Here is a 19,475-nt window from a genome sequence, read left to right on the forward strand (position 1 = left end):
TCACCTCTCACGTGAGAGGTGACCAACCGCCGTCGTTCGTTCGCTGGAAAGCTCTACTTCTTGCCTTGGTTGGCCACGGCCTGGATGGCTTCCGCGGCGGCCTCAGGATCGAGGTAGGTGCCGCCCGGGTTGATGGGCTGGAAGTCCTCGTCCAGGTCGTACACCAGCGGGATGCCGGTGGGGATGTTCAGCCCGGCGATCGCTTCGTCGCTGACTCCATCCAGGTGCTTGACCAGAGCGCGCAGCGAGTTGCCGTGGGCGGTGACCAGAACGGTCTTGCCGGCCTTGAGGTCTTCCTTGATGTCAGATTCCCAATAGGGCATGAGGCGGACCAGGACGTCCTTCAGGCACTCGGTGCGCGGGAGAGCGTCGCCCAGGTCCGCGTAACGGGGATCGTGGGCCTGAGAGAATTCGCTGTTGTCGTCCAGGGGCGGCGGCGGGGTGTCGTAAGACCGGCGCCACAGCATGAACTGCTCCTCGCCGAATTCGGCGAGGGTCTGGGCCTTGTCCTTGCCCTGCAGGGCACCGTAGTGGCGTTCGTTCAGGCGCCAGTCGCGCTTGACGGGGATCCAGCCGCGGTCGGCCTTGTCCAAGGAGATGTTGGCCGTGTTGATGGCCCGCTTCAGGACCGACGTGTAGAGGATGTCCGGGAGAATGTTGTTCTCAACCAGCAGCTCTCCACCGCGTGCTGCTTCCTCGCGGCCCTGGTCGTTCAGGTCAACGTCCACCCAGCCGGTGAACAGGTTCTTGGCGTTCCATTCGCTGTGGCCGTGGCGCAGCAGAATAAGCTTGTAAGTCATGATTTTCATCCTAGCCGAGCAGAACCGGCCAGCGCCGAGCGTTACATTCCGCCACCCCGCAGCCGCTCTTGCGCGGACATGGAACGGTTGCCGAACGGATACTGAACGGCGGAGAGACGGCCCCGCGTTGGGTAGGCTGGGGCGGTGGTGCAGAAAGCAGAGCGGGTGGCGGCGAACCGTAGCAACCGGGGAAAGCCAGTCGGCAACGTAACCCGCGGCACCACAAACCCCAACCGCATGCGCCGCCTGGACCGCTGGCTGGCAGGGCCGCAGGCCTGGCGGCTCCGGGCAGCGGCCAACCCGCTGGTGGTGGATCTCGGCTACGGCGCTTCCCCCGCCACCGCCGTCGAACTCTTTGAACGGCTCGGGGCCGTCCGGGCGGATGTGCGCGTCTGCGGAATCGAGATCGAGCCGGAACGCGTGCGCGCGGCGAAGGCCCTGGAGCGTCCCGGCCTGAGCTTCCTGACCGGCGGGTTCGAGCTCCCGGTGCAGGGGCAGCCTGTCCTGGTGCGCGCGTTCAACGTACTGCGGCAGTACGAGGAAGCGGACGTCCACGGGATCTGGCAGCTGGTGCAGGGCCGGCTGGCGTCCGGCGGGCTGTTCATCGACGGCACGTGCGACGAGATCGGCCGCCGGGTCGCGTGGATTGCACTGGACGCCGAGCGCCCGCTGAGCCTGAGCATGTCAGTGCGGTTCGGCAGTTTCGACTTGCCGTCCGAGATCGCCGAACGCCTGCCCAAAGCACTCATCCACCGTAATGTTCCCGGCGAACGGGTCCACGGACTGCTGCAGGCCATGGACCGGGCGTGGCTGGAGTCGGCACCGTTTGCGTCGTACGGAAACCGCCAGCGGTGGACGGCCATGTGCCGGGCCCTGCTCGACGGCGGATGGCCGGTCCACGACGGACCGGCGCGGTGGCGCCTCGGGGAACTAACGGTCGGCTGGGAAGCCGTGGCGCCGGATTAAGGGGGCCGGGTTTCGACGGCAGCGTTCCCTGAGCGAGCTTGCGAGCTTAGGGTGCCGGTTGGGCTTACCAGGGGCCGTAGGGGCCCATGTTGCGGCTTCCGCCGCGGCCGGCGTCCTTGACTGCAGGGCGGACGTCCGCCAGGTACACGGATGCCGCCACCACAGCGGCCAGGCCAAACAGGCCGAGGGGTCCGATCAGGCCGCCACTCCCGCCGCCCAGCACCGACAGCGCGCCGATAGCCAGGCTGCCGCCGGTCAGCGCCAGCCAGAACGTCTTGGTCCTTTTGCCTACAGCCTCGAAGGCGTTGGCCTTGTGGCGGACGCAGTCGAAGAAGGCCCACACTTCAAGCGCCAGCGCCACCAGCCCCAGGATGTAGTAAACCGCGTTCTCTACATAAAAGATCAGTACTCTTCCGTCCACCAACCCAGCCTAACTGTCCAAACCGTCCAAAGCCTGCTGCAAATCGGCCCAAAGGTCCTCGACGTTTTCGATTCCGACGCTCAACCGGACCAGATTCTCCGGGACGCTGACCGGCTCAGCCACGTGTCGGCGTCGTCGTTCAATGAGTGACTCGACGCCGCCGAGCGAAGTCGCGGGCAGCCAGAGCTGCATAGCGCGGACCAGCTTGTCCGCGGCGTCGGCGCCGCTGAGTCCCCCCGCCGGTGCGACCTGGATGCAGAGGATGGAACCGAATCCGGTCATCTGCGACTTGGCGCGGTCATGTCCCGGGTCTGAGGTCAGGCCCGGATACCGGACGCTCTCGACCGCCGGGTGGGCATTCAGCCGCTCTGCCAGCAACGCCGCGGAGTCCTGCGAGCGACCGATCCGCAGCGCGAGCGTCCGCAGCCCGCGCAGCGCCAGCCAGGCTTCGAACGGCCCGGCGATGCCACCGTGGATGATGCGGTGGTGGAGCAGTGCTTCCCGCAGGTCGGCGTTTGAGGTCACCAGGGCGCCCAGCACGACGTCGGAATGGCCCGCCAGATATTTGGTCACCGAGTGAAGAACGACGTCGGACCCCAGTTTGAGGGGCTGCTGCACCAGCGGCGTGGAAAAGGTGTTGTCCGTGACCACGATCGCACCGGCGTCGTGGGCTGCCTGGGTGAGCGCCCTGATGTCGGCGATCCCGAGCATGGGATTCGTGGGGCTCTCCAGCCACAGCATGTCAGCGGATTTTCCGTCCGTGGGCGAAATCTGTGCCCGGACGGCGTCCGTGTCCGCGATATCCACCGTGCGGAGCTCCAGCAAGCCCTTTTCAGCCAGCTCGGCGGCCATCACCAGCGAACCGGCGTAGCTATGGGACGGCATCACCAGCACCCCGCCTGCGGGAACGAGTGAGAGTGCGGAACTAACCGCCGCCAGTCCGGAGGCGTAGAGGAGACCGGGCAGCGAGGCGCCTTCAAGCTGGCCCAGGGTCTCTTCGAACGGGTCCCAGGTGGGGTTGGAATAGCGGCCGTAGCCGCGGTCACCGTCGTCAAGGGCACCGGTGCCGAAGTACGTGGAGGACAGCACGATCGGCGGGTTGACGGGCGCATCGTGTTCGCGGGGAGGACGGCCGGCGGCCACAACCACCGTTTCCGCCGAAAGGGACGCGGCATGCTGTTCGGAAAGACTCATGGTCAAAGCGTACGTTGGCCGACTGCCCTGCCGAAAAGCGGTTACAGCGGGCCTTCCCTGTCGGTGATTATCGGTAGGCTGGACCAGTGAACACGCAGAGTCCCGGTCTATTCATTGCCTTTGAAGGCGGTGACGGCGCCGGCAAGTCAACACAGGCTGCCCGGCTGGCCGGATCGCTCGAATCACTCGGCCTGACCGTGCTGCAGACCAGGGAACCCGGCGGAACGCCGATCGGGGAAAAGCTGCGTTCCCTGGTGCTGGACCACGGCCACGGCCACATCGACGCCCACACGGAAGCCCTGATCTTCGCCGCCTCCCGCGCCGCCCACGCGAGCCAGGTCATCAGGCCCGCCCTGGAACGCGGCGAGGTGGTGCTGACGGACCGCTACATCGACTCGTCCGTGGCCTACCAGGGAGCAGGGCGGGACCTCGGCACCGACGCCGTGCGGACCGTCAACGAGTGGGCCACGTCCGGGTTGCAGCCTGACCTCACAGTGCTGCTGGACGTCCACCCGGAAGACGGCCGCAGCCGCCGCACCGCGGGCAACGCCGCGGAAGACCGCCTGGAATCGGAAGCTGACGAGTTCCATGCCCGGATCCGGCAGGCCTTCCTGGATCTCGCCGCCGCCCGTCCGGACAGCTATCTTGTGCTCGAGGCGCGGCTGCCCGTCGAGGAGCTCGCGGCCATCATCCTGGACCGTGTCGAGAAACTCCTGGCATCATCCGGCAGGGGGCTCGGATGACCGTCTGGGACGACCTTCAGGGCCAGCACGCCGTCGTCGCCCAGTTGAGGCAGGCGGCCACGGGCGAACGGCCCACCCACGCATGGCTGTTCACCGGACCGCCCGGCTCGGGCCGTTCGAACGCCGCCAAGGCCTTCGCCGCGGCGTTGAACTGCGACCAGGACGACGTCTCCCGCCGCGGCTGCGGCGAGTGCCCTGCGTGCCTGACCATCCTCGGCGAGACCCACTCCGACGTCACCTTCGTGCGCACCGAAAGGGTGACCATCACCATTGACGAGGCCCGGGAGCTCGTCTCCACCGCAGGCAACCGGCCGTCGTCGGGACGCTGGCGGATCATCGTCGTCGAAGACGCCGACCGCATGACCGAGCGCACCACCAACGTGCTGTTGAAGGCGATCGAGGAACCTACACCGCGCACCATCTGGATGCTGTGCGCCCCTTCCCCGGCCGACGTCCTCGTAACCATCCGGTCAAGGTGCCGGGCTGTGGCCCTGCGGCTCCCGCCCGCCGAGGACGTTGCAGCCCTTCTGGTCAAGCGCGACGGCGTGGATCCCGCGCTGGCCGAACGCGCGGCCCGCGCCGCACAGAGCCACGTGGGAATTGCCCGGCGCCTGGCCCGCGACGCCGAAGCCCGGGAACGGCGGCTTGAAACCGTCCGGTTCCCGCTAGGCCTCCGGGGAATTACGGCCGCTGTGATGATGGCTGATAAACTGGTGAAGATCGCCACCGAGGAGGCCAATAGCTCCAATGAGGAGCGTGACGCCGCCGAGAAAGCCGCCCTGCTTGCCACGCTTGGCGCCCCCGAGACCGGAACCCTGCCGCCAGCCATGCGCAGCCAGGTGAAGCAGCTCGAGGACGACCAGAAGCGGCGTGCAAAACGCTCGGTGACTGACTCCCTGGACCGGACACTGACGGATCTGCTGTCGTTCTACCGGGACGTTCTGATCATCCAGCTGGGGAACGCCGTGGATTTGGTGAACGTTGAGCTGAGAAGCGAGCTGGAGGAATTTGCCGGCCGGTCGAGCCCCGAGGTGACCCTTGCAAGGATGGATGCCATCAACAAGGCCCGCAAACGCATCACCACCACAAACGTCGCTCCGCTGCTGACCATCGAGTCAATGGCCGCCAGCCTGATCTAGCCGCACCACCGCCAACCCCGTCCCACGATGCCTGACGCCGCTGCCCCAAGGAGAACCGCATGATGTCTGCACCGCCCCTGTCCGCGCGATCCCGATCCCTGGTGACCGGGCTGCGGACCGTCGGCGCCATGGCCCTGGTCATGCTGCTGGCATCGTGCAGTTTCCTGGGGCAGTCCAAGGACGGCTCGTCGCAGGGCAGCTCCACCGGCCAGGCGGACCCGTCCATCGCGGCGGCGGCCCCGGAGGGACTGAAGGACTACTACTCCCAGAACGTGGTCTGGGAGCCCTGCGAGGACAAGCTTCAGTGCGCCAAGATCAAGGTTCCCCTCGACTACGCCAAGCCCGACGGCGAGACCATCGAAATCTCCGTCCTGAAGATATCCAGCACCGGGGGCGAGAAGCAGGGCAGCCTGCTGGTCAACCCCGGCGGCCCGGGCGCTTCCGGCTATGACTTCGTCCGGGATGCCGGCGCGAGCCACTTCTCCGAGAAGGTGCGCTCCAACTACGACGTCGTCGGCTTCGATCCCCGCGGCGTCAAGCGTTCTGCTCCCGTCACGTGCATGACCGATAAGGAACGCGACGATGCCCGCGCCAAGATCTACACGCCGGAAACCGACGCCGGACTGGCAACCCTCGTCGCCGACAACAAGGCGATAGCTGCCAAGTGTGCCGCGGGCACCGGCCCTGTGCTGGCGCACATTGACACTGTCAGCTCGGCCAAGGACCTGGACGTCCTACGCGCCGTGCTCAACGATTCCAAGCTCAACTACATGGGGTTCTCCTACGGGACGTTCCTCGGCTCCACCTACGCTTCGCTGTTCCCGGACAACGTGGGACGCATGGTCCTCGACGGCGCGCTGGACCCCTCGCTCAGCGCCGAGGAGCTCACCATCGGCCAGGCGAAGGCCTTCGACAAGGCGCTCCACGCGTACGTTGCCCACTGCCTCGGAGAAAACGGCTGCCCCCTCAGCGGCACCGTTGAGGACGGAATCCAGCAGATCCACGACGTCATCGAGTCCGTGAAACAGACTCCCCGCACTGCCAAGGACGGCAGGGTTGTGGGCGCAAACACCTTCGTCAGCGGCCTCATTGTTCCGATGTACGGCAACGAAAGCTGGCCGGCCCTCACCCAAGCGCTAGAGGCAGCCATGAACGGTGACGTGAGCCCCATGCTTCGGCTGGCCGACCTTGGCGCGGACCGCGGCCCCAACGGCAAATACACGTCGAACACCGCCTTCGCCTTCGGCGCGATCAACTGCCTGGACTATCCCACGAGCAGCGACACCGCGGCGATGCGGGCCGAAGAGCAGCAGCTGCGGCAAGCCTCCCCCACCTTGGGCTACTTCTTTGCCTACGGCGGAGCGAACTGCGCGGACTGGCCGTACAAGAGCACCCGTACGCCTGCCGCCGTCGAATACAGCGGTTCTGCGCCGATCGTCGTGGTGGGCACCACGGGCGACCCCGCCACGCCGGTGGAATGGGCCAGCGCCCTACGCAAGCAGCTGGGCAATGCCTCGCTGCTGACGTGGAAGGGCGAGGGCCACACGGCCTACGGCCGGTCCAACAGCTGCATCGGTGACGCCGTGGACAAGTATCTCGTGGACGGCAAGGAACCGGCGGACAACACCGTCTGCTGACGAGCACCGCTTGCTGACGCGGGCGCTCGTCAGAGGCCGGCTGCGCGTCGCTCGAGCAGCGCCGGAAAGTCCTTGATGGACGGGACGACGGCGGTGGCGCCCGCTGCCCGCAGCGTTGCCTCCGAGTGCGCCCCGGTGAGAACACCTGCCGCCACTGTGGCGCCGGCACGCAGGCCCGTATGAATGTCCGCGCTCGTATCCCCCACCACGGCCACCTTCCGGACATCGTCGATGTCGAGGGCCAGGACGGCTGTCAGGACCATGTCCGGGAAGGGCCGGCCGCGGCCCGCATCAGCCGGGCACAGGCTGAGGTCGGCAAGACCCATCCAGCCGAGGGACTCCAGCACCATGTTCTGCGTGTGGCGCCCAAATCCGGTGGCCAGGCAGACCTTGATGCCGGCATCGCGCAGCCAGCCGATGGATTCCTCGGCCCCCGGAACAGGGCGGATTCCGCCCGCAGCTATCAGCTCGTCGCAGTTCAGCTCGAACATCCTGTTGGCGTTTACTGCAGCCTTCGGATCATCGAACAGTTCGCTGAAGACGGTCATTCGGGAGATTCCGGAATGCTCGCGTGCGTATCCCAGCATGCCCTCAAATTCCGCGGAGCCTTCCGGGATGCCCTGTTCCGCCAGCGTGCGGGACATCGCCCGTTCCATCAGTCCGCCGTCGAACACTGTTGTTCCCACCATGGCCAGTACCGCCAGCCGGACCTCCTGCCCTTGGGGCTCGGCATCCCGGCCACGGGACCGTTCGCTGCCCAGAGTCACTCCTGACACTCCCCCGTTGAAGACCGCTGCGTTCATGGCTGTTGCGCTGTCTAATGTCATGGCCAAGCTCCTTTGCCGACGTGGCCCAAATACTGCACCACTCTGTTTCCGCCAGCATCGCCGCTCTTTCTGGTGGCGGCCTGAACCCGATCCGACGACGGAATGAACATCCTGCCAACGTCAATCTCGGGCTGGAGCCCGTGTCATTTTGACCCGGACGCAGGGACTCTATTACAGTTGACTCTTGCATGAACCGGCCGGGTTTTCCGGTTGTTTGGTGCGGTGCTTCCTTAGCTCAGTCGGTAGAGCGTTTCACTCGTAATGAAAAGGTCATCAGTTCGATTCTGATAGGAAGCTCGAAAATAACCCCGTGTTCTCGCTGATTCAGCGGGAACACGGGGTTTTTTGCTGCAGCCGTCACGGTGATCACTTGGGTTCTGCGAGCCCCTGTTCGACGGAGGAGCGCGTGCGGAAGCTTGGTGCCTCGGTGGCGGCGCCGAGCTTGTCCGGATTCCTTACCAGATAGACCCCGGTGACGTGCTCGCCGTTCGAATCAATCAGGGCCACGAGGTCAACCCTGGCTCCGCTGTAGATGACGAGGGCTGGCATCCCGTTCAGGGATGACGGCTCGACCCGCATGTCAGGGACGGGGGTTTTGGCGATGCCGGCCAAGAAACGCGCAATGTTGTCGGCACCGATGATGGGCCTGCGGGCTGCGGTAGCTTTCCCGCCGCCGTCGGAAAGGAGGACAGCCCCGGGGGCGAGGACATCCATGAGGGACTGCATGTCGCCGCCGAGAAGGGCCGTGAGGAACCGGTCAGCGACGGCTCGCTGGCGCCGGGCATCCACCTCAAAGCGGGGTCGCCGCGCGCGCACATGCGCCTTGGCCCGGCTTGCCATCTGCCGGACCGCCGCCAGCGACTTGTCCGTGGCGTCGGCGATCTCCGCGTAGGGAAAATCAAAAACCTCGCGGAGGACGAAAACAGCCCGCTCGTCGGGGGACAGGGTTTCGAGCACCACGAGCATCGCAAAGGACAGCGATTCGCTCAGGACAGCATTGTCGGCGACATCCGGGGACGTGAGGACGGGCTCCGGGAGCCACGGTCCGATGTAGTCTTCACGTCGGCGTTGGGCTGCCCTAAGGAAGTTCAGCGCCTGGCGTGTCACGGTTTTGGCCAGGTAAGCCCGCGGGTTTTGGACGGTATCCGCGTCAACCTCGGACCACCTGAGAAAGCTGTCCTGTACGACGTCCTCAGCGTCCGTCGCCGTTCCGGTGATTTCGTAGGCAATCGTAAAGAGCAGGGAACGGTGTTCCTCGAATACTCCTGCGGTTCCCATGGCCTTACCTCGCCGCTGCCGGCCGGGGGCCCTTCGGCCAGCTGTACGAACCGTTCCGGCGAAGCTCGCCCCGGATCCAGGCAAGCGTCATGTCGCAGATCTGCGCTTTCGCCACTCCGGCGAGGCGACCCCGAATGACGAAGCTGCGGGGCCGGTCGTCGGCGTGCACGGTCTGAACAAGCCCGGACTTGCGTCCCAGGCTGATGCACCTGAGCATGTATCCCGCCGAAAGTGGGGCCGGTGCCCGGTTTTCGAGGCGGGCGATGATGCTGTCGGCCGCGTGGGCGCCAAGCGGCAGGGCCGACGCGCAGCTCATCCGCAGATGTCCCGCCACGGACGGGGCGGCCCGGACCGCGTCACCTGCCCCGAAGATGTCCGGGTGCTGCGGGCAACACAGCGACTCGTCGACCACGAGCCTTCCGAGGGCGTCGGTAGGCAGCCCGCTGTCACGTGCCAGGCCCGGAGCGCTGAATCCTGCGGTCCAGATCGTGCAGTCAGACCGCGGGGTGTCGCCGCCCGAAGTTTGAATCGAAGAATCATCGCACCGTTGCACCTCGGTATTCTCTACTAATTCGACGCCGAGCGCTGACAGCCTTTTCACAACCGCGTGTCGGCCGGGTCCGGAGAGGCTTTCCGCAATGGCTCCGCGGGAAATGAGGCGTACCCGTAGCTGCGGATACCTTTCGGCAATTTCGGCAGACACTTCGATCCCGGTCAGGCCTGCCCCGATGACGCTGACGGTTGCGGCCGGATCCAGCTCCGAAAGCCGGGCGCGCAAGCGGTTTGCGTCGGCGGAATCCCTCAGCCCGTACGCGCCGGCCGGAATCCTGCTGGATGCCTGGGTGCTGCCTACGGCATACAGCAAAACGTCGTAGTCGAGCGCGGCGCCGCCGCCTGAGAGATGCACTTTGTGGTGCTCAGGATCGATACGCCAAGCCGTCCCTTCGACCAGCTCAGCACGCTCGTGCAGAAGCGAACGCATCGGCACCGTCGCTGAGACCCGGTTTCCGGCCGCAACCTCGTGAAGGCGAATCCTTTCCACGAAGTCGGCAACCGGGTTGAGGACGGTGACACTTATGGATTTATACGATTTCCGACTTCCGGCGAGCCTGTTCGCGGCCATGACCCCGGCATATCCGGCGCCGATAATAACTACCCGACAACGTGCAGACACTGTAGCTCCCATCGCTAATTTGAACGTCTGAACATAAGACACCGCTCCGGCCCGAAATGTGACACGGCATCGTCCATCGGGCAGCCGCATGCGTGAATGCATTGGAGTCACGCCCCGCGCCGATGGGGCGGTATGGTTTCCCAGTGGGTTTCGCTTCCCGGATCGGCCCGGCGCAAGGCTGGCCCGAGGGAAGGGAACAGTGATGAGTAAGTGACCGCCAAGTATCCGCCGACGCGTATGACCGAGGGCAGGGACGTGTTCGCCCGCGTCGGCCGTTGGCTCGGAGATGAATCGGGAGACCGCACCCGGCCCATCATCCTGGCCGTGGTGGTGACATTGGCAACGATCGGCCTGGTGCTGGTGGCCTCGGCATCATCCGTCGAGTCCGTCGCTAACGGGCTCAACCCCTACGACCTGCCCCTGAAGCAAGGCATGTGGACTGTGGGCGGCGTGCTTATAATGTTCGTCCTGGCACGCCTCCGTGCACGGCATATCCGGAAACTTGCCTGGCCCCTGCTCGTGGCCGCCATTGTGGCCCTCGCCCTGGTGTTCACTCCCCTGGGCATGACCGTGAACGGCAACCGGAACTGGCTCAGCTTCGGCGGCCTGACCGTTCAGCCATCAGAGTTCGCCAAACTCGCGCTCATTGTCTGGTCGGCAGCCGTCCTCTCCCGCAAACAGGCATTCCTCCGGGAGTGGAAGCACGCTGTGGTCCCGGTGGTCCTTCCTGCCGGTGTCCTCATTGTCGGACTCGTCGCTCTCGGCCGTGACCTCGGCACGGCCATGATCATCATGATGATCCTCGCCGCTGCCATGTTCTACGGCGGCGTACGGATGAAGGTCTTCGGCATCGCCGGAGCCTTCTGCACGGTAGCGGCACTGGTCCTGGCGGCCACCAGCGGCAACCGGGTCAGCCGCATTTCGTCCTGGCTCGGAATGGGCTCGGCGGACGACGCCCAGGGCGTGGGTTACCAGGCGCTGAACGGCCAGTATGCACTGGCCTCCGGCGGCTGGTTCGGGGTAGGACTCGGCCAGAGCCGGCAAAAATGGAACTGGATTCCTGAAGCCCACAACGACTTCATCTTCACCATCCTCGGTGAAGAACTCGGGTTGGCTGGCACCCTCCTGATCCTCGGGCTCTTTACCGTGCTCGCCATCGCCGTTTTCAAGGTCATCACCCGGACCCACGACACGTTCGCCCGCATCGTCTCCTCCAGCGTGATCACCTGGATCATCGGCCAGGCCATCGTGAACATCGCCATGGTCAGTGGACTGCTTCCCGTCATCGGAGTGCCGTTGCCGTTCATCTCCTACGGCGGCTCCGCCATGGTCTCCTCGCTCGCAGGGATCGGCATGATCCTTGCCGTCACCCGCACGGAACCAGTAACAGTCCCCCGGCCGCGGCAGAAGAAACCTAGGGTGGCTGCCCTGTAACAACGGCGGCACAGGGGACGCGTGGTGCCAGCAGGGGCGGGGCGGGCCGTGGTGCCGGTTTCACGTCTCAGGCCGTGAACGTTACGTCCTTTGCGTCGGTGACCTGTGCGGTGCGGCCGGGGGCCGTGTGGTACTTCCAATAGAGGTTCGTGTGCGCAATGACTTTGTCCGGCGGCGGGGCGCCCCACGGGCTCTGATCTTCCGTCGTATGTGCATCGCCGACGAGCGTGACGTCGTAGCCGCGAACAAAGGCCCCGTGGATCGTGGACCGGATGCATTCATCCGTTTGGGCGCCCGTGACGACCACGCGCCCGACTCCGGCCTTGGCCAATACGTCCTCCAGATCGGTGTCTTCGAAGGAGTCTGCAAACGACTTGTGCACCAACGGCTCCGCCTCCTGACGTGCCAGCTCAGGAACGTATTGCCAAGCGTCACTCCCCCGCTCCAGCTGCTCGTCGGAGTGCTGGACCCAGACGACTGGGGCGCCCGCTTCCCGTGCCTTTTCGACGAGCTTGCCGATGTTGTGAATAACCGAGTCGCGCTGGTGAACTTCGGCCACAACGCCCATCTGGACGTCAATAACCATCAAAGCGGTGTTGGGGCGATCTGGCAGCGTGGTCATGACGGTCTCCTCTGCTGGTTTGCGGGCCCTGCCACTCGATCATGATAATCCGGTGCGACCACGGCGGCTCCTGTCCGGCCAGCGTTTTGCGGGCTGACAATCCCCTGCCGTGAGGCTGTCCATGCGGTCCGGATAGCCGGGTCCGAGGAGGGCACCTCATGTGGGGGTGCCGCTTCCCCCTCATGCGTCCAGGTTCACCGGCTTTCCCTAGGGTGGTGGCGCCAGACTCGATTATCTGGACGAACGGGCACCATCATGCAGCACAATCTGAAGACCTACTCGTTCCCGCTCGGTGCGGGAAAGGAATGCCCCTCGGGAACGTTCCGGCTGGACCTGGCATCCGGGCGCTGCGACTGGTCCGACGGACTGTTCGCCATCCACGGCTATGCCCGCGGGGAAGTCGTCCCTACCGAGGCCTTGAGCATGGCCCACAAGCATCCGGACGACCGCGAACCAGTCCTCGAACTTCTCAACGAAATCCGTTCGAGTGGAGGGCAGGGAGCTCTCTTCCATCGCATCATCGACTGCCAGGGCCGGGAGCATCGTGTGCTGACCTTGGCGCGCGCCGCCGACGACCAAGGGCCGGTCACGGCGATTCAGGGCGTGGTGATGGACCTTACCCGGACAGTGGCGGCGGAAGCCGCCCGGGAAGCCGCAGCGGCAGTGGCTGGGGCATACGCCAACAAGGCAACCATTGAACAGGCCAAGGGAATCATCATGGGCCGCCTGGACGTCCAGGCGTGCGACGCCTTCAACATCCTCGCCGCCCGAAGCCAGCACACCAACACCAAACTCGCCGCCGTCGCGGCTGAGCTTGTCGCTGCCGCGGGTCAGGGTAGCCTCCGGACGACGCTGCAACACTGGAGGATCTCGTAGCCTCCCGGAACACTCGCGGCCCGATGCAGGCCGCACTCAGCGAGCGTGTCTCGGCCGGCGTCCTGACGCGGGGGCAGTTTCACCCTGCGCCGGCGGCGGGTCGCTGGGGGCGCTGAGGAGCTCACCGAGCCTGGCTGCTTCAGCATGCGAGAGCCACACGGCGAACGGATGGTCGTCGTCCATTCTCTCGATCGTCAACGTAACTCCGTTACCCCGTCCGCCAACAAGGTAATCCGCAAGGGCCGGTGCCAGGTCAGGTCCCATGAGGATGCTGCCCTCGCGCCCCGTGCAATCCCAGCGTTCGCCTGCGTCCAGCGCACGCTTATGTTCTCCGCACACTAGCGCTGTGACCCTCGAGTCGGCCGACACGAAACGATCGGCCGACGGATTAGGACATCGAAGTACCTGGCACGCAGTCATCGTTGCTTCTTCCTGGCCGTGGCCGTATAGCTACCTGAGCCGCTTGCCGTCCCTTCGGGGGCGCCTCGCGTCCGTGCAACTCCAGGATTCAGATGATGGTTACATGCGTCCCGGAAGTCTTCACTCTCGCTTGTCCGCCTTGGGAAAATCCGGAGCCATGACGGTCCACGGCCCACTGGCCGCCCTAATAAAGGGGGTGGCCGAGGCGCCGCCGTAAAGCCGGGAAGAAATCTGGAACCGAACTCCGGAAAAAGACAGCGCAGAAGCGTCATTGCGTGTCGACGCGCTGCCCAAAAGCGCGGGCCCCGCCCCTAGATGGCGGTTGCCTCTTCGCCGTCCTGCTGGCGCCAGACTTGCAGGTGGCAGTCAGCATGATCCGTTTCGTACAGGGCGCTGAGGTGGGCCAGAAGCCCCATCTCCGGGCTGCCCGGGTTGTCTTCCAGATGCTGGAGAAGGCTGGCCCGCGCGTCCGGGCACGTGGCGTCGGCCGCGAGGACGTCGACTATGACGTCGAGGACCTGTCGCCGAAGTGTGGACTCGTTCGAATTTTGCTCCATCAGGACCTCCTCGTTCCTTCGTCCGGGCAGGTGTGCGCCACGATCGTCGAGACCGGAACGCGGACGCATCCACACCACGTGGAACGACCGACCCTAAAGTGCACCGCCCAAGCGGCACGTGCCCTAGTCCGCGGGTACTAGTCAGACCCGGCTTCTGCGGGTGACGGCACCGAAGATCAGCAGCACGATGACAGCGCCCAGAATCGACAAGAGCCAGGTCCTAAGGTCAAAGAATTCACCAAGCCCCCCGCCGAAGATCAAGGAGCCGATCCAGCCGCCGAGTATCGCCCCGACTACGCCCAGGACGAGGGTCAGCAGCCACCCGCCGCCCTGCCTCCCCGGAAGAATGGCTTTGGCTATGGCCCCTGCAATCAGGCCCAGCAGGAGAAATCCGAGAAATCCCATGGCGCACTTCCTTCCAACAACACGCATACCGCTGGCATGGCGCCAGCCGTATTATGAGTTAATCAGCATGCTTAGTAACTGGCAAGCATTTGATTTAGGATGGAATGGTTAGCCGCCGGCGAATGCGCCGACGGAAGCCAGTGGCGAAGGGATACACCATGGGTCTGGATGACAAGATCGAAAACACCGCCGAGAAACTCGGAGGCAAGGGCAAGGAGGCCGCCGGCGAGGCTACAGGCGACGAGAACCTCAGAGCCGAAGGCCAGGGCGACCAAGCCAAATCCGACCTGAAGCAGGCCGGCGAAAAGGTCAAGGACGCGTTCAAGAAGTAATCGCCGTCCGGGCTCAGGAAGGGTGCAGCTCCACACCGGCGCCGCACCCTTCTCGGCTTCGCTTTCGGCACGAAAATCCCCGGCAGAGCGCGGGACCGGCCTGCCGGCGCGAGTTGCCCGTCCACCCCCGCGAAATTGCTTGTCAGGCCGTCGGGGCGGTGCTATAACAAGCCGTATCAGCAAGCCGGTCAGTGCCACGCAGGACCGAACTTAAGACTTAACACCAAAGACCAGGGGGTCGGTGACAGCAGATCAACGCCTGATGGGCCGGGACAGGATGCTGGTCGGGGCCTAGGCTGCCATTCGGGCGCAGAGCTTTCAGAGAACGCCACAGCGCAGCGTCGCGCATGTGCAGCACCATCAGCGTGCGGCATATCTGTCCCGCAAAGTGGTCCCCGGCCGCTACCCTCCGGTGACCGCATCACCCAAAGCTGCAGAGGGAGACCGCAGCACCACACACGCCACTCACCTGGCTGTTGATCGGATTCCAGTGGATCAGGCGACGATCGTCGGCTATGCCCTCGCCTATATCGGGGCAATTATTGCTATTTTCCTCATGTTCATGCCCGCTCTCATCATCCTTGCCCTCCTCCTGCTCGTGGCAGGTGCCGTGCAAGTGGTGCTCCTCTTCCTGAATGGCCTGGCCATCGGGCTGTACAGGAGTCTATTCAGGGTGTATCGGAACATGACCGACCGGTGGCACCGGGCCCGGGGAGGCGGAACACTGGTCCCGCATTGATCCAAGCCGGCCTGGCTCAAAGGCTGCACGAAGAGGCCCGCTCCTGACATGCCGCCGGCGGCCCTATGATGGCTGGCATGGTGGAGCTATTGGAGGACGTCGCGCGGCGACTGTACGCGCTTCCTTTCGACGAGTTCGTGCCCGCACGGACGGTCGCCGCCAAGGACGCTGCGCCCTCCGACCGCCCGCTGTCCCAAGCGATCCGGGAGCTGCCCAAGCCCTCCGTTGCGGCGTGGACCGTTAACATGCTGACTCACCACCGGCCGGAGGCGGTACAGCAGCTCAGGGACCTCGGCCAGACGATGCAGGATGCGCAGGCTTCGCTCGACGCCGCCGCCCTCCGTGAGCTGGCACGCGAACGGCGGAAGCTGCTTGGCGAGGCGGTTTCGGCCGCCCGAATGGCTGCTGAGGGGCGGGGACGGAAAATCAGCGGAGCTGTGGCCACGGAAGTGGAGGAAACCCTCCGCGCGGCTACCGCCGACCCAGCGGCGGCCGCCGCGGTGCAGAGCGGGATGCTGCTGCGGGTTCTGTCCGCCGACGGCGTGGATCAGGTTGATCTGAGCAGGGCAGTCGCGGTTCCTTCCGCCCTCGGCAAACTGCCGGCCAAGCCACCGACCGCACGCTCAGCTGCAGGAGCCGCATCGACGGGCGGCCGTCCGGTGCCGCCGCACGCGTCCGGGCAGCCGGACACCCCGGAGAAACCGCGCCTGCAGGCGGTGCGCCAGGCGCCCCGCCGGCCGTCGCCGTCGGTGTTGGACAGGGCGCTGGCAGCCCTTGACGAAGCCGAGGCGGCCGCCGCGGAAGCTGCCGGCGAGGCGGAGCTGCGCGCGGAGGCCAAGGAAGAGGCGTCTGCGGCCTTCGACCGGCTGACCGCCGCGGTGACCGAGGCCCGGCAGCGGCTGCAGACGCTGGAGGTCTCGCTGGAAGCCGCACGGAAGGAGCGGATCGTGGCCGCCGCGGAGGCAAAGCAGGCGGCCAGGGCAGCGGAGAAGAGCCAGAGGTCGGCCATGCTGGCGAAGGAGCGGGTGCTCCGACTCCGCAACACACCGGACTGATGCACGAATAATGTCAGACCCCGGTTGCACCATGGAGTCATGGAAATGAACCAGGAATTCCACGTAACGTATTTTGATGCCGACTGCGGACGGGCCCGGACTGAGGTCTTCGACACCGCCGCTGACGCTGAGCGGTTTGCCAGCCGCAGCATGTCCGGCGAGGACGGCTGGGCAGTAGTTGATGCCGTGGAGACGCGGCAGGACCGGCTGGCGGCTTAAACGACGACGGCCCCGTCCGCACGTTGATCAGCGAGACTGATCAGCGGGGACGGGGCCAGCAGCCAGGCTAGGCGAAGTCAGAGACCGCAGGGTCAGGGCCGATCCGCCCGGTGCCTTCTGCGGAGCGGTCGAGGCCGTTGATCGCCTGGACGTCTTCGGCGTCCAGGGTGACGTTCAGGGACTCAAAGTTCTCGCGGATCCGGGCCTCGGTGACGGACTTCGGGATGACCACGTTCCCGACCGCGAGGTGCCAGGCGATAACCACCTGGGCCGGCGTGGCGCCGTGCTTGTCGGCAATGCCGGCGATGGTGGGGTCCTCGAGAAGCTCGCCGCCCTGGCCCAGCGGCGACCAAGCCTGCGTCAGGATGCCCTTGGACTCGTGGAACTCCCGGAGCCCGGCCTGGTTGAAGAACGGGTGCAGCTCCACCTGGTTGATGGCCGGCACCACTCCGGTCTCGTCGATGATGCGCTGGAGACCCTCGACGGTGAAGTTGGAGACGCCGATGGACCTGACCCGGCCGCGCTTCTGAAGCTCGATCAGGGCCTTCCAAGTGTCCACGTACTTGTCCTGCTTCGGCTGCAGCCAGTGGATCAGGTACAGATCCAGCGTCTCCAGGCCGAGGCGCTCCATGGACTCCTCAAACGCGGCGAGCGTCGATTCGTAGCCTTGGTCCGCGTTCCAGAGTTTCGTGGTGATGAAAATGTCCTCGTGCGACAGGCCGGAGCCCGCAATCGCCCGGCCAACGCCGGACTCATTGCCGTAAATCTTGGCCGTATCGATGTGGCGGAAGCCCGCCTGGAAGGCCTGGAAGACAACCTTTTCGGCGATGTCGTCTTCAACCTGCCACACGCCGTAGCCGAGCTGGGGAATGGTCTTGCCGTCATTGAATGTCAGTGTTGGTGAAGAAGTCATCTGCCCATCCTGCCAACAATCGGCATTCCGGCGCAGCACGTACGGCGCGGCTAAGCTAGGCGCTTAATGCCGCGGAACCAGGAATATCCGGGGTTCCCGAGTCAGGACTCGGCCAAGAGACGCTCGGCGTCGGCCACTTGCTCCAAGACCGTTTCGGCACGGCGTCGTACGGACGCGGCACCCACCGGAACGGGACCGACGGCGAGGCGGAGCATCGCCGCTGCCTCCGCAGTGGCAGCCAGCGAGTTCCCCGCCTTCGACAGCGCGCGGTGTACGCCGGACAGCGCATGCGGAATATCAAGGCCGTCGCTTGGGGAGCGCCGCTGCGCCTCCACGCACACGGTGCGCACACGGCCAGACAGTTCCGCCAGCTCGTTCGCCACCTCGACGAGCTCCACATAGAGCTGCTCGTCCTCCACGCCCTCCAACACCTGGTGGTAGCGGTCCAGTCCGCGGTGAAAGCGGTCGTGGGCGCGGCGCCACAGGCCCTTGCCGAGTTCGGCGTCGTCTTTCCGCCCTTGCCTGGCGGCCGTGAAAAAGCCCAAAGAAGACCTACAGGTACTGTCCGGGGCCGTGATCGGAGTCTTCCTTCCGACCCGGCTGAGCGGTGCCGGCCGCGGGCTGCGGGGCCTTTGCACGCTGCGGCTCGCCGTTTTCGCCGATCACCACGCCGGGTGCAATGACAGTCCCCGGCGGAAGCTGCCGCAGCTGCATTTGGGCCATGGCCTGCTCGCGGGCAGCGTGCTGGGCCGCAATGGCCGTTTGAATGCCGTGGAACAGGCCTTCCAGCCAGCCGACCAGCTGGGCCTGGGCGATCCGAAGTTCGGCGTCCGACGGCGTGGCGTTATCCGGAAAGGGCAGGCTGATCCGTGCCAGCTCCGCCACGAGCTCAGGCGCCAGGCCGTCCTCAAGTTCCCTGATGGAGCGCTCGTGGATCTCCGCCAGCCGGCCCCGCGCGGCGTCGTCCAGAGGCGCAGCCTTCACTTCTTCCAGCAACTGCCGGATCATGGTGCCGATCCGCATCACTTTGGCGGGCTCATCCACGAGGTCCTGCAGGCTTGTTCCCCTGGGTTTGGCCGGCTCCGAAGGTGTGTCGCCGTCCGCGGGGACAGCGTCCCCGTCGAGGGTTGTGCCCTCCACGAGTACGTCGTCGCTTGGCTGGAAGCCGTCGTTCGGGGCACCACCGGCATTTTCGGCCGCCCGGGGTTGAGTGTCTTTCGGATCGCTCATGCGTTCATACTCTCACGAGCCCGGAATGCGGAGTCCACTCAATGAAGCTCCTTGACCAGGATTTCGCCTTCATCGGCAGTGAAGCCGCACTTGCGGTAAAAACCAACAGCGTAGGTGTTGGCCGGGACCCACACTTCCGCCACTCCGTGCTCCTTCATCCACGCTTCCATCACCGCCACCATGGCCCGCCCGATCCCCCGCCGGCGCCAGTCCGCGTGCGTTCCCATCTCCATCAGCAACAGTTCCGCCCAAGGGCCCGAACTCCGGCGGCGCTGCACGTAGCAGTGCAGGAACCCCACCACCTGACCGCCCGACTCGGCCAGCCAGAAGAGCACCGAAGGGTCCGCCAGGAAGTCCCGGGCGCCGTCGGGCGTCAATGCGCCCGACGGCGCCGTGGCCGGATCCTCGTCAAAGACATTGTCATGTTCCGCAAGCGCGTTCAGCGCTGCGGCGTCCTCCGGTCCGATCCGCCGCACCGAGACCCCGGCGGGCAC

At 65.6% G+C, this 19,475-nt stretch carries 23 protein-coding genes and 1 tRNA gene; 11 read left to right on the forward strand and 13 right to left on the reverse strand.

Features of this window, described 5'->3' with window-relative positions; all coding sequences use genetic code 11:
* Positions 1 to 53: 53 nt before the first annotated feature.
* Positions 54 to 800, reverse strand: a complete 747-nt coding sequence (locus CXQ90_RS18560; RefSeq protein ID WP_104140832.1) for a phosphoglyceromutase — start codon at positions 798 to 800, stop codon at positions 54 to 56.
* A 144-nt stretch (positions 801 to 944) separates the two neighbouring features.
* On the opposite strand from CXQ90_RS18560, the gene CXQ90_RS18565 reads away from it, so the two are divergent.
* Complete coding sequence (locus CXQ90_RS18565; protein WP_181038626.1) at positions 945 to 1,766, forward strand: class I SAM-dependent methyltransferase; 822 nt, start codon at positions 945 to 947, stop codon at positions 1,764 to 1,766.
* A 64-nt stretch (positions 1,767 to 1,830) separates the two neighbouring features.
* Here the strand turns inward: CXQ90_RS18565 and CXQ90_RS18570 are convergent, their stop codons facing one another.
* Both CXQ90_RS18570 and CXQ90_RS18575 read right to left on the reverse strand, forming a co-directional pair.
* Positions 1,831 to 2,187 (reverse strand): DUF2516 family protein, encoded by a 357-nt coding sequence (locus CXQ90_RS18570; protein ID WP_104140833.1) that lies wholly within the window; start codon positions 2,185 to 2,187, stop codon positions 1,831 to 1,833.
* A 9-nt stretch (positions 2,188 to 2,196) separates the two neighbouring features.
* Positions 2,197 to 3,381 (reverse strand): PLP-dependent aspartate aminotransferase family protein, encoded by a 1,185-nt coding sequence (locus tag CXQ90_RS18575; protein ID WP_104140834.1) that lies wholly within the window; start codon positions 3,379 to 3,381, stop codon positions 2,197 to 2,199.
* Positions 3,382 to 3,467: 86 nt separating this feature from the next.
* Between CXQ90_RS18575 and tmk the strand changes: the two genes are divergently transcribed.
* The 3 genes from tmk to CXQ90_RS18590 all read left to right on the forward strand — a co-directional run bounded on the left by tmk (position 3,468) and on the right by CXQ90_RS18590 (position 6,900).
* Positions 3,468 to 4,124 (forward strand): dTMP kinase, encoded by a 657-nt coding sequence (gene tmk / locus CXQ90_RS18580; RefSeq protein ID WP_104140835.1) that lies wholly within the window; start codon positions 3,468 to 3,470, stop codon positions 4,122 to 4,124.
* On the forward strand, positions 4,121 to 5,263 hold the full coding sequence (locus CXQ90_RS18585; protein WP_104140836.1) for a DNA polymerase III subunit delta': 1,143 nt from the start codon (positions 4,121 to 4,123) through the stop codon (positions 5,261 to 5,263). Before tmk ends, CXQ90_RS18585 begins: the two co-directional genes overlap by 4 nt.
* 62 nt (positions 5,264 to 5,325) lie before the next feature.
* Positions 5,326 to 6,900 carry an alpha/beta hydrolase gene (locus CXQ90_RS18590; protein WP_104140893.1) on the forward strand — a complete coding sequence of 525 codons (1,575 nt, stop codon included), beginning with the start codon at positions 5,326 to 5,328 and terminating at the stop codon, positions 6,898 to 6,900.
* A gap of 29 nt (positions 6,901 to 6,929) precedes the next feature.
* On the opposite strand, the gene CXQ90_RS18595 is transcribed toward CXQ90_RS18590, so the two are convergent.
* Positions 6,930 to 7,589 (reverse strand): HAD family hydrolase, encoded by a 660-nt coding sequence (locus CXQ90_RS18595; protein WP_258064601.1) that lies wholly within the window; start codon positions 7,587 to 7,589, stop codon positions 6,930 to 6,932.
* 362 nt (positions 7,590 to 7,951) lie between these two features.
* Between CXQ90_RS18595 and CXQ90_RS18600 the strand changes: the two genes are divergently transcribed.
* Positions 7,952 to 8,024, forward strand: a tRNA-Thr gene (locus tag CXQ90_RS18600).
* Between the two features lie 69 nt (positions 8,025 to 8,093).
* Here CXQ90_RS18600 and CXQ90_RS18605 read toward each other — a convergent pair.
* Together CXQ90_RS18605 and CXQ90_RS18610 are read right to left on the reverse strand one after the other, a co-directional pair.
* Positions 8,094 to 9,005 carry an RNA polymerase sigma-70 factor gene (locus tag CXQ90_RS18605; protein ID WP_104140838.1) on the reverse strand — a complete coding sequence of 304 codons (912 nt, stop codon included), beginning with the start codon at positions 9,003 to 9,005 and terminating at the stop codon, positions 8,094 to 8,096.
* A 4-nt stretch (positions 9,006 to 9,009) separates the two neighbouring features.
* Positions 9,010 to 10,281 (reverse strand): FAD-dependent oxidoreductase, encoded by a 1,272-nt coding sequence (locus CXQ90_RS18610; protein WP_308470563.1) that lies wholly within the window; start codon positions 10,279 to 10,281, stop codon positions 9,010 to 9,012.
* 108 nt (positions 10,282 to 10,389) lie between these two features.
* On the opposite strand from CXQ90_RS18610, the gene ftsW reads away from it, so the two are divergent.
* Positions 10,390 to 11,613 (forward strand): putative lipid II flippase FtsW, encoded by a 1,224-nt coding sequence (ftsW, locus tag CXQ90_RS18615; protein WP_104140840.1) that lies wholly within the window; start codon positions 10,390 to 10,392, stop codon positions 11,611 to 11,613.
* 67 nt (positions 11,614 to 11,680) lie between these two features.
* On the opposite strand, the gene CXQ90_RS18620 is transcribed toward ftsW, so the two are convergent.
* Positions 11,681 to 12,235: a cysteine hydrolase family protein gene (locus CXQ90_RS18620; protein ID WP_104140841.1), complete on the reverse strand. Its 555-nt coding sequence runs from the start codon at positions 12,233 to 12,235 to the stop codon at positions 11,681 to 11,683.
* Between the two features lie 255 nt (positions 12,236 to 12,490).
* On the opposite strand from CXQ90_RS18620, the gene CXQ90_RS18625 reads away from it, so the two are divergent.
* Positions 12,491 to 13,111 (forward strand): PAS and ANTAR domain-containing protein, encoded by a 621-nt coding sequence (locus tag CXQ90_RS18625; protein WP_104140842.1) that lies wholly within the window; start codon positions 12,491 to 12,493, stop codon positions 13,109 to 13,111.
* A gap of 731 nt (positions 13,112 to 13,842) precedes the next feature.
* On the opposite strand, the gene CXQ90_RS18630 is transcribed toward CXQ90_RS18625, so the two are convergent.
* On the reverse strand, positions 13,843 to 14,088 hold the full coding sequence (locus tag CXQ90_RS18630) for a hypothetical protein (protein WP_104140843.1): 246 nt from the start codon (positions 14,086 to 14,088) through the stop codon (positions 13,843 to 13,845).
* A gap of 141 nt (positions 14,089 to 14,229) precedes the next feature.
* On the reverse strand, positions 14,230 to 14,493 hold the full coding sequence (locus CXQ90_RS18635; RefSeq protein ID WP_104140844.1) for a GlsB/YeaQ/YmgE family stress response membrane protein: 264 nt from the start codon (positions 14,491 to 14,493) through the stop codon (positions 14,230 to 14,232).
* A gap of 158 nt (positions 14,494 to 14,651) precedes the next feature.
* Here CXQ90_RS18635 and CXQ90_RS18640 point away from each other — a divergent pair, with 158 nt between their 5' ends.
* From CXQ90_RS18640 to CXQ90_RS18655, 4 genes are all read left to right on the forward strand, one after another.
* On the forward strand, positions 14,652 to 14,825 hold the full coding sequence (locus CXQ90_RS18640; RefSeq protein ID WP_104140894.1) for a CsbD family protein: 174 nt from the start codon (positions 14,652 to 14,654) through the stop codon (positions 14,823 to 14,825).
* A gap of 349 nt (positions 14,826 to 15,174) precedes the next feature.
* Positions 15,175 to 15,564, forward strand: a complete 390-nt coding sequence (locus CXQ90_RS22200; protein WP_146068932.1) for a hypothetical protein — start codon at positions 15,175 to 15,177, stop codon at positions 15,562 to 15,564.
* Positions 15,565 to 15,641: 77 nt separating this feature from the next.
* Positions 15,642 to 16,619, forward strand: coding sequence for a hypothetical protein (locus tag CXQ90_RS18650; protein ID WP_258064596.1), 978 nt, complete (start codon positions 15,642 to 15,644; stop codon positions 16,617 to 16,619).
* A 39-nt stretch (positions 16,620 to 16,658) separates the two neighbouring features.
* Positions 16,659 to 16,838 (forward strand): hypothetical protein, encoded by a 180-nt coding sequence (locus CXQ90_RS18655; protein ID WP_104140847.1) that lies wholly within the window; start codon positions 16,659 to 16,661, stop codon positions 16,836 to 16,838.
* Positions 16,839 to 16,905: 67 nt separating this feature from the next.
* Here the strand turns inward: CXQ90_RS18655 and CXQ90_RS18660 are convergent, their stop codons facing one another.
* The 4 genes from CXQ90_RS18660 to CXQ90_RS18675 form a co-directional block, all read right to left on the reverse strand.
* Positions 16,906 to 17,751, reverse strand: a complete 846-nt coding sequence (locus CXQ90_RS18660; protein WP_104140848.1) for an aldo/keto reductase — start codon at positions 17,749 to 17,751, stop codon at positions 16,906 to 16,908.
* A gap of 101 nt (positions 17,752 to 17,852) precedes the next feature.
* Positions 17,853 to 18,296, reverse strand: coding sequence for a hypothetical protein (locus tag CXQ90_RS18665; protein WP_104140849.1), 444 nt, complete (start codon positions 18,294 to 18,296; stop codon positions 17,853 to 17,855).
* A gap of 7 nt (positions 18,297 to 18,303) precedes the next feature.
* Entirely contained in the window at positions 18,304 to 18,981 is a 678-nt protein-coding gene (locus tag CXQ90_RS18670) for a bacterial proteasome activator family protein (RefSeq protein WP_104140850.1), read from the reverse strand.
* A 38-nt stretch (positions 18,982 to 19,019) separates the two neighbouring features.
* Positions 19,020 to 19,475, reverse strand: coding sequence for a GNAT family N-acetyltransferase (locus CXQ90_RS18675; protein WP_258064602.1), 456 nt, complete (start codon positions 19,473 to 19,475; stop codon positions 19,020 to 19,022).

Origin of the sequence: Arthrobacter sp. ZGTC131 (genome assembly GCF_002929275.1) — a bacterium.
Lineage (GTDB): Bacteria > Actinomycetota > Actinomycetes > Actinomycetales > Micrococcaceae > Arthrobacter.

What these genes read in the sequence shown, in the direction of transcription:
- CXQ90_RS18560 (WP_104140832.1), bottom strand. Translation starts at nt 800, where the DNA reads ATGACTTACAAGCTTATTCTGCTGCGCCACGGCCACAGCGAATGGAAC.
- CXQ90_RS18670 (WP_104140850.1), bottom strand. Translation starts at nt 18,981, where the DNA reads ATGAGCGATCCGAAAGACACTCAACCCCGGGCGGCCGAAAATGCCGGT.
- CXQ90_RS18610 (WP_308470563.1), bottom strand. Translation starts at nt 10,281, where the DNA reads ATGCATTCACGCATGCGGCTGCCCGATGGACGATGCCGTGTCACATTT.
- CXQ90_RS18605 (WP_104140838.1), bottom strand. Translation starts at nt 9,005, where the DNA reads ATGGGAACCGCAGGAGTATTCGAGGAACACCGTTCCCTGCTCTTTACG.
- CXQ90_RS18655 (WP_104140847.1), top strand. Translation starts at nt 16,659, where the DNA reads ATGGAAATGAACCAGGAATTCCACGTAACGTATTTTGATGCCGACTGC.
- CXQ90_RS18575 (WP_104140834.1), bottom strand. Translation starts at nt 3,381, where the DNA reads ATGAGTCTTTCCGAACAGCATGCCGCGTCCCTTTCGGCGGAAACGGTG.
- CXQ90_RS18590 (WP_104140893.1), top strand. Translation starts at nt 5,326, where the DNA reads ATGTCTGCACCGCCCCTGTCCGCGCGATCCCGATCCCTGGTGACCGGG.
- CXQ90_RS18635 (WP_104140844.1), bottom strand. Translation starts at nt 14,493, where the DNA reads ATGGGATTTCTCGGATTTCTCCTGCTGGGCCTGATTGCAGGGGCCATA.
- CXQ90_RS18620 (WP_104140841.1), bottom strand. Translation starts at nt 12,235, where the DNA reads ATGACCACGCTGCCAGATCGCCCCAACACCGCTTTGATGGTTATTGAC.
- CXQ90_RS18640 (WP_104140894.1), top strand. Translation starts at nt 14,652, where the DNA reads ATGGGTCTGGATGACAAGATCGAAAACACCGCCGAGAAACTCGGAGGC.
- CXQ90_RS18630 (WP_104140843.1), bottom strand. Translation starts at nt 14,088, where the DNA reads ATGGAGCAAAATTCGAACGAGTCCACACTTCGGCGACAGGTCCTCGAC.
- CXQ90_RS18660 (WP_104140848.1), bottom strand. Translation starts at nt 17,751, where the DNA reads ATGACTTCTTCACCAACACTGACATTCAATGACGGCAAGACCATTCCC.
- CXQ90_RS18625 (WP_104140842.1), top strand. Translation starts at nt 12,491, where the DNA reads ATGCAGCACAATCTGAAGACCTACTCGTTCCCGCTCGGTGCGGGAAAG.
- CXQ90_RS18650 (WP_258064596.1), top strand. Translation starts at nt 15,642, where the DNA reads ATGGTGGAGCTATTGGAGGACGTCGCGCGGCGACTGTACGCGCTTCCT.
- CXQ90_RS18595 (WP_258064601.1), bottom strand. Translation starts at nt 7,589, where the DNA reads ATGGTGGGAACAACAGTGTTCGACGGCGGACTGATGGAACGGGCGATG.
- CXQ90_RS18585 (WP_104140836.1), top strand. Translation starts at nt 4,121, where the DNA reads ATGACCGTCTGGGACGACCTTCAGGGCCAGCACGCCGTCGTCGCCCAG.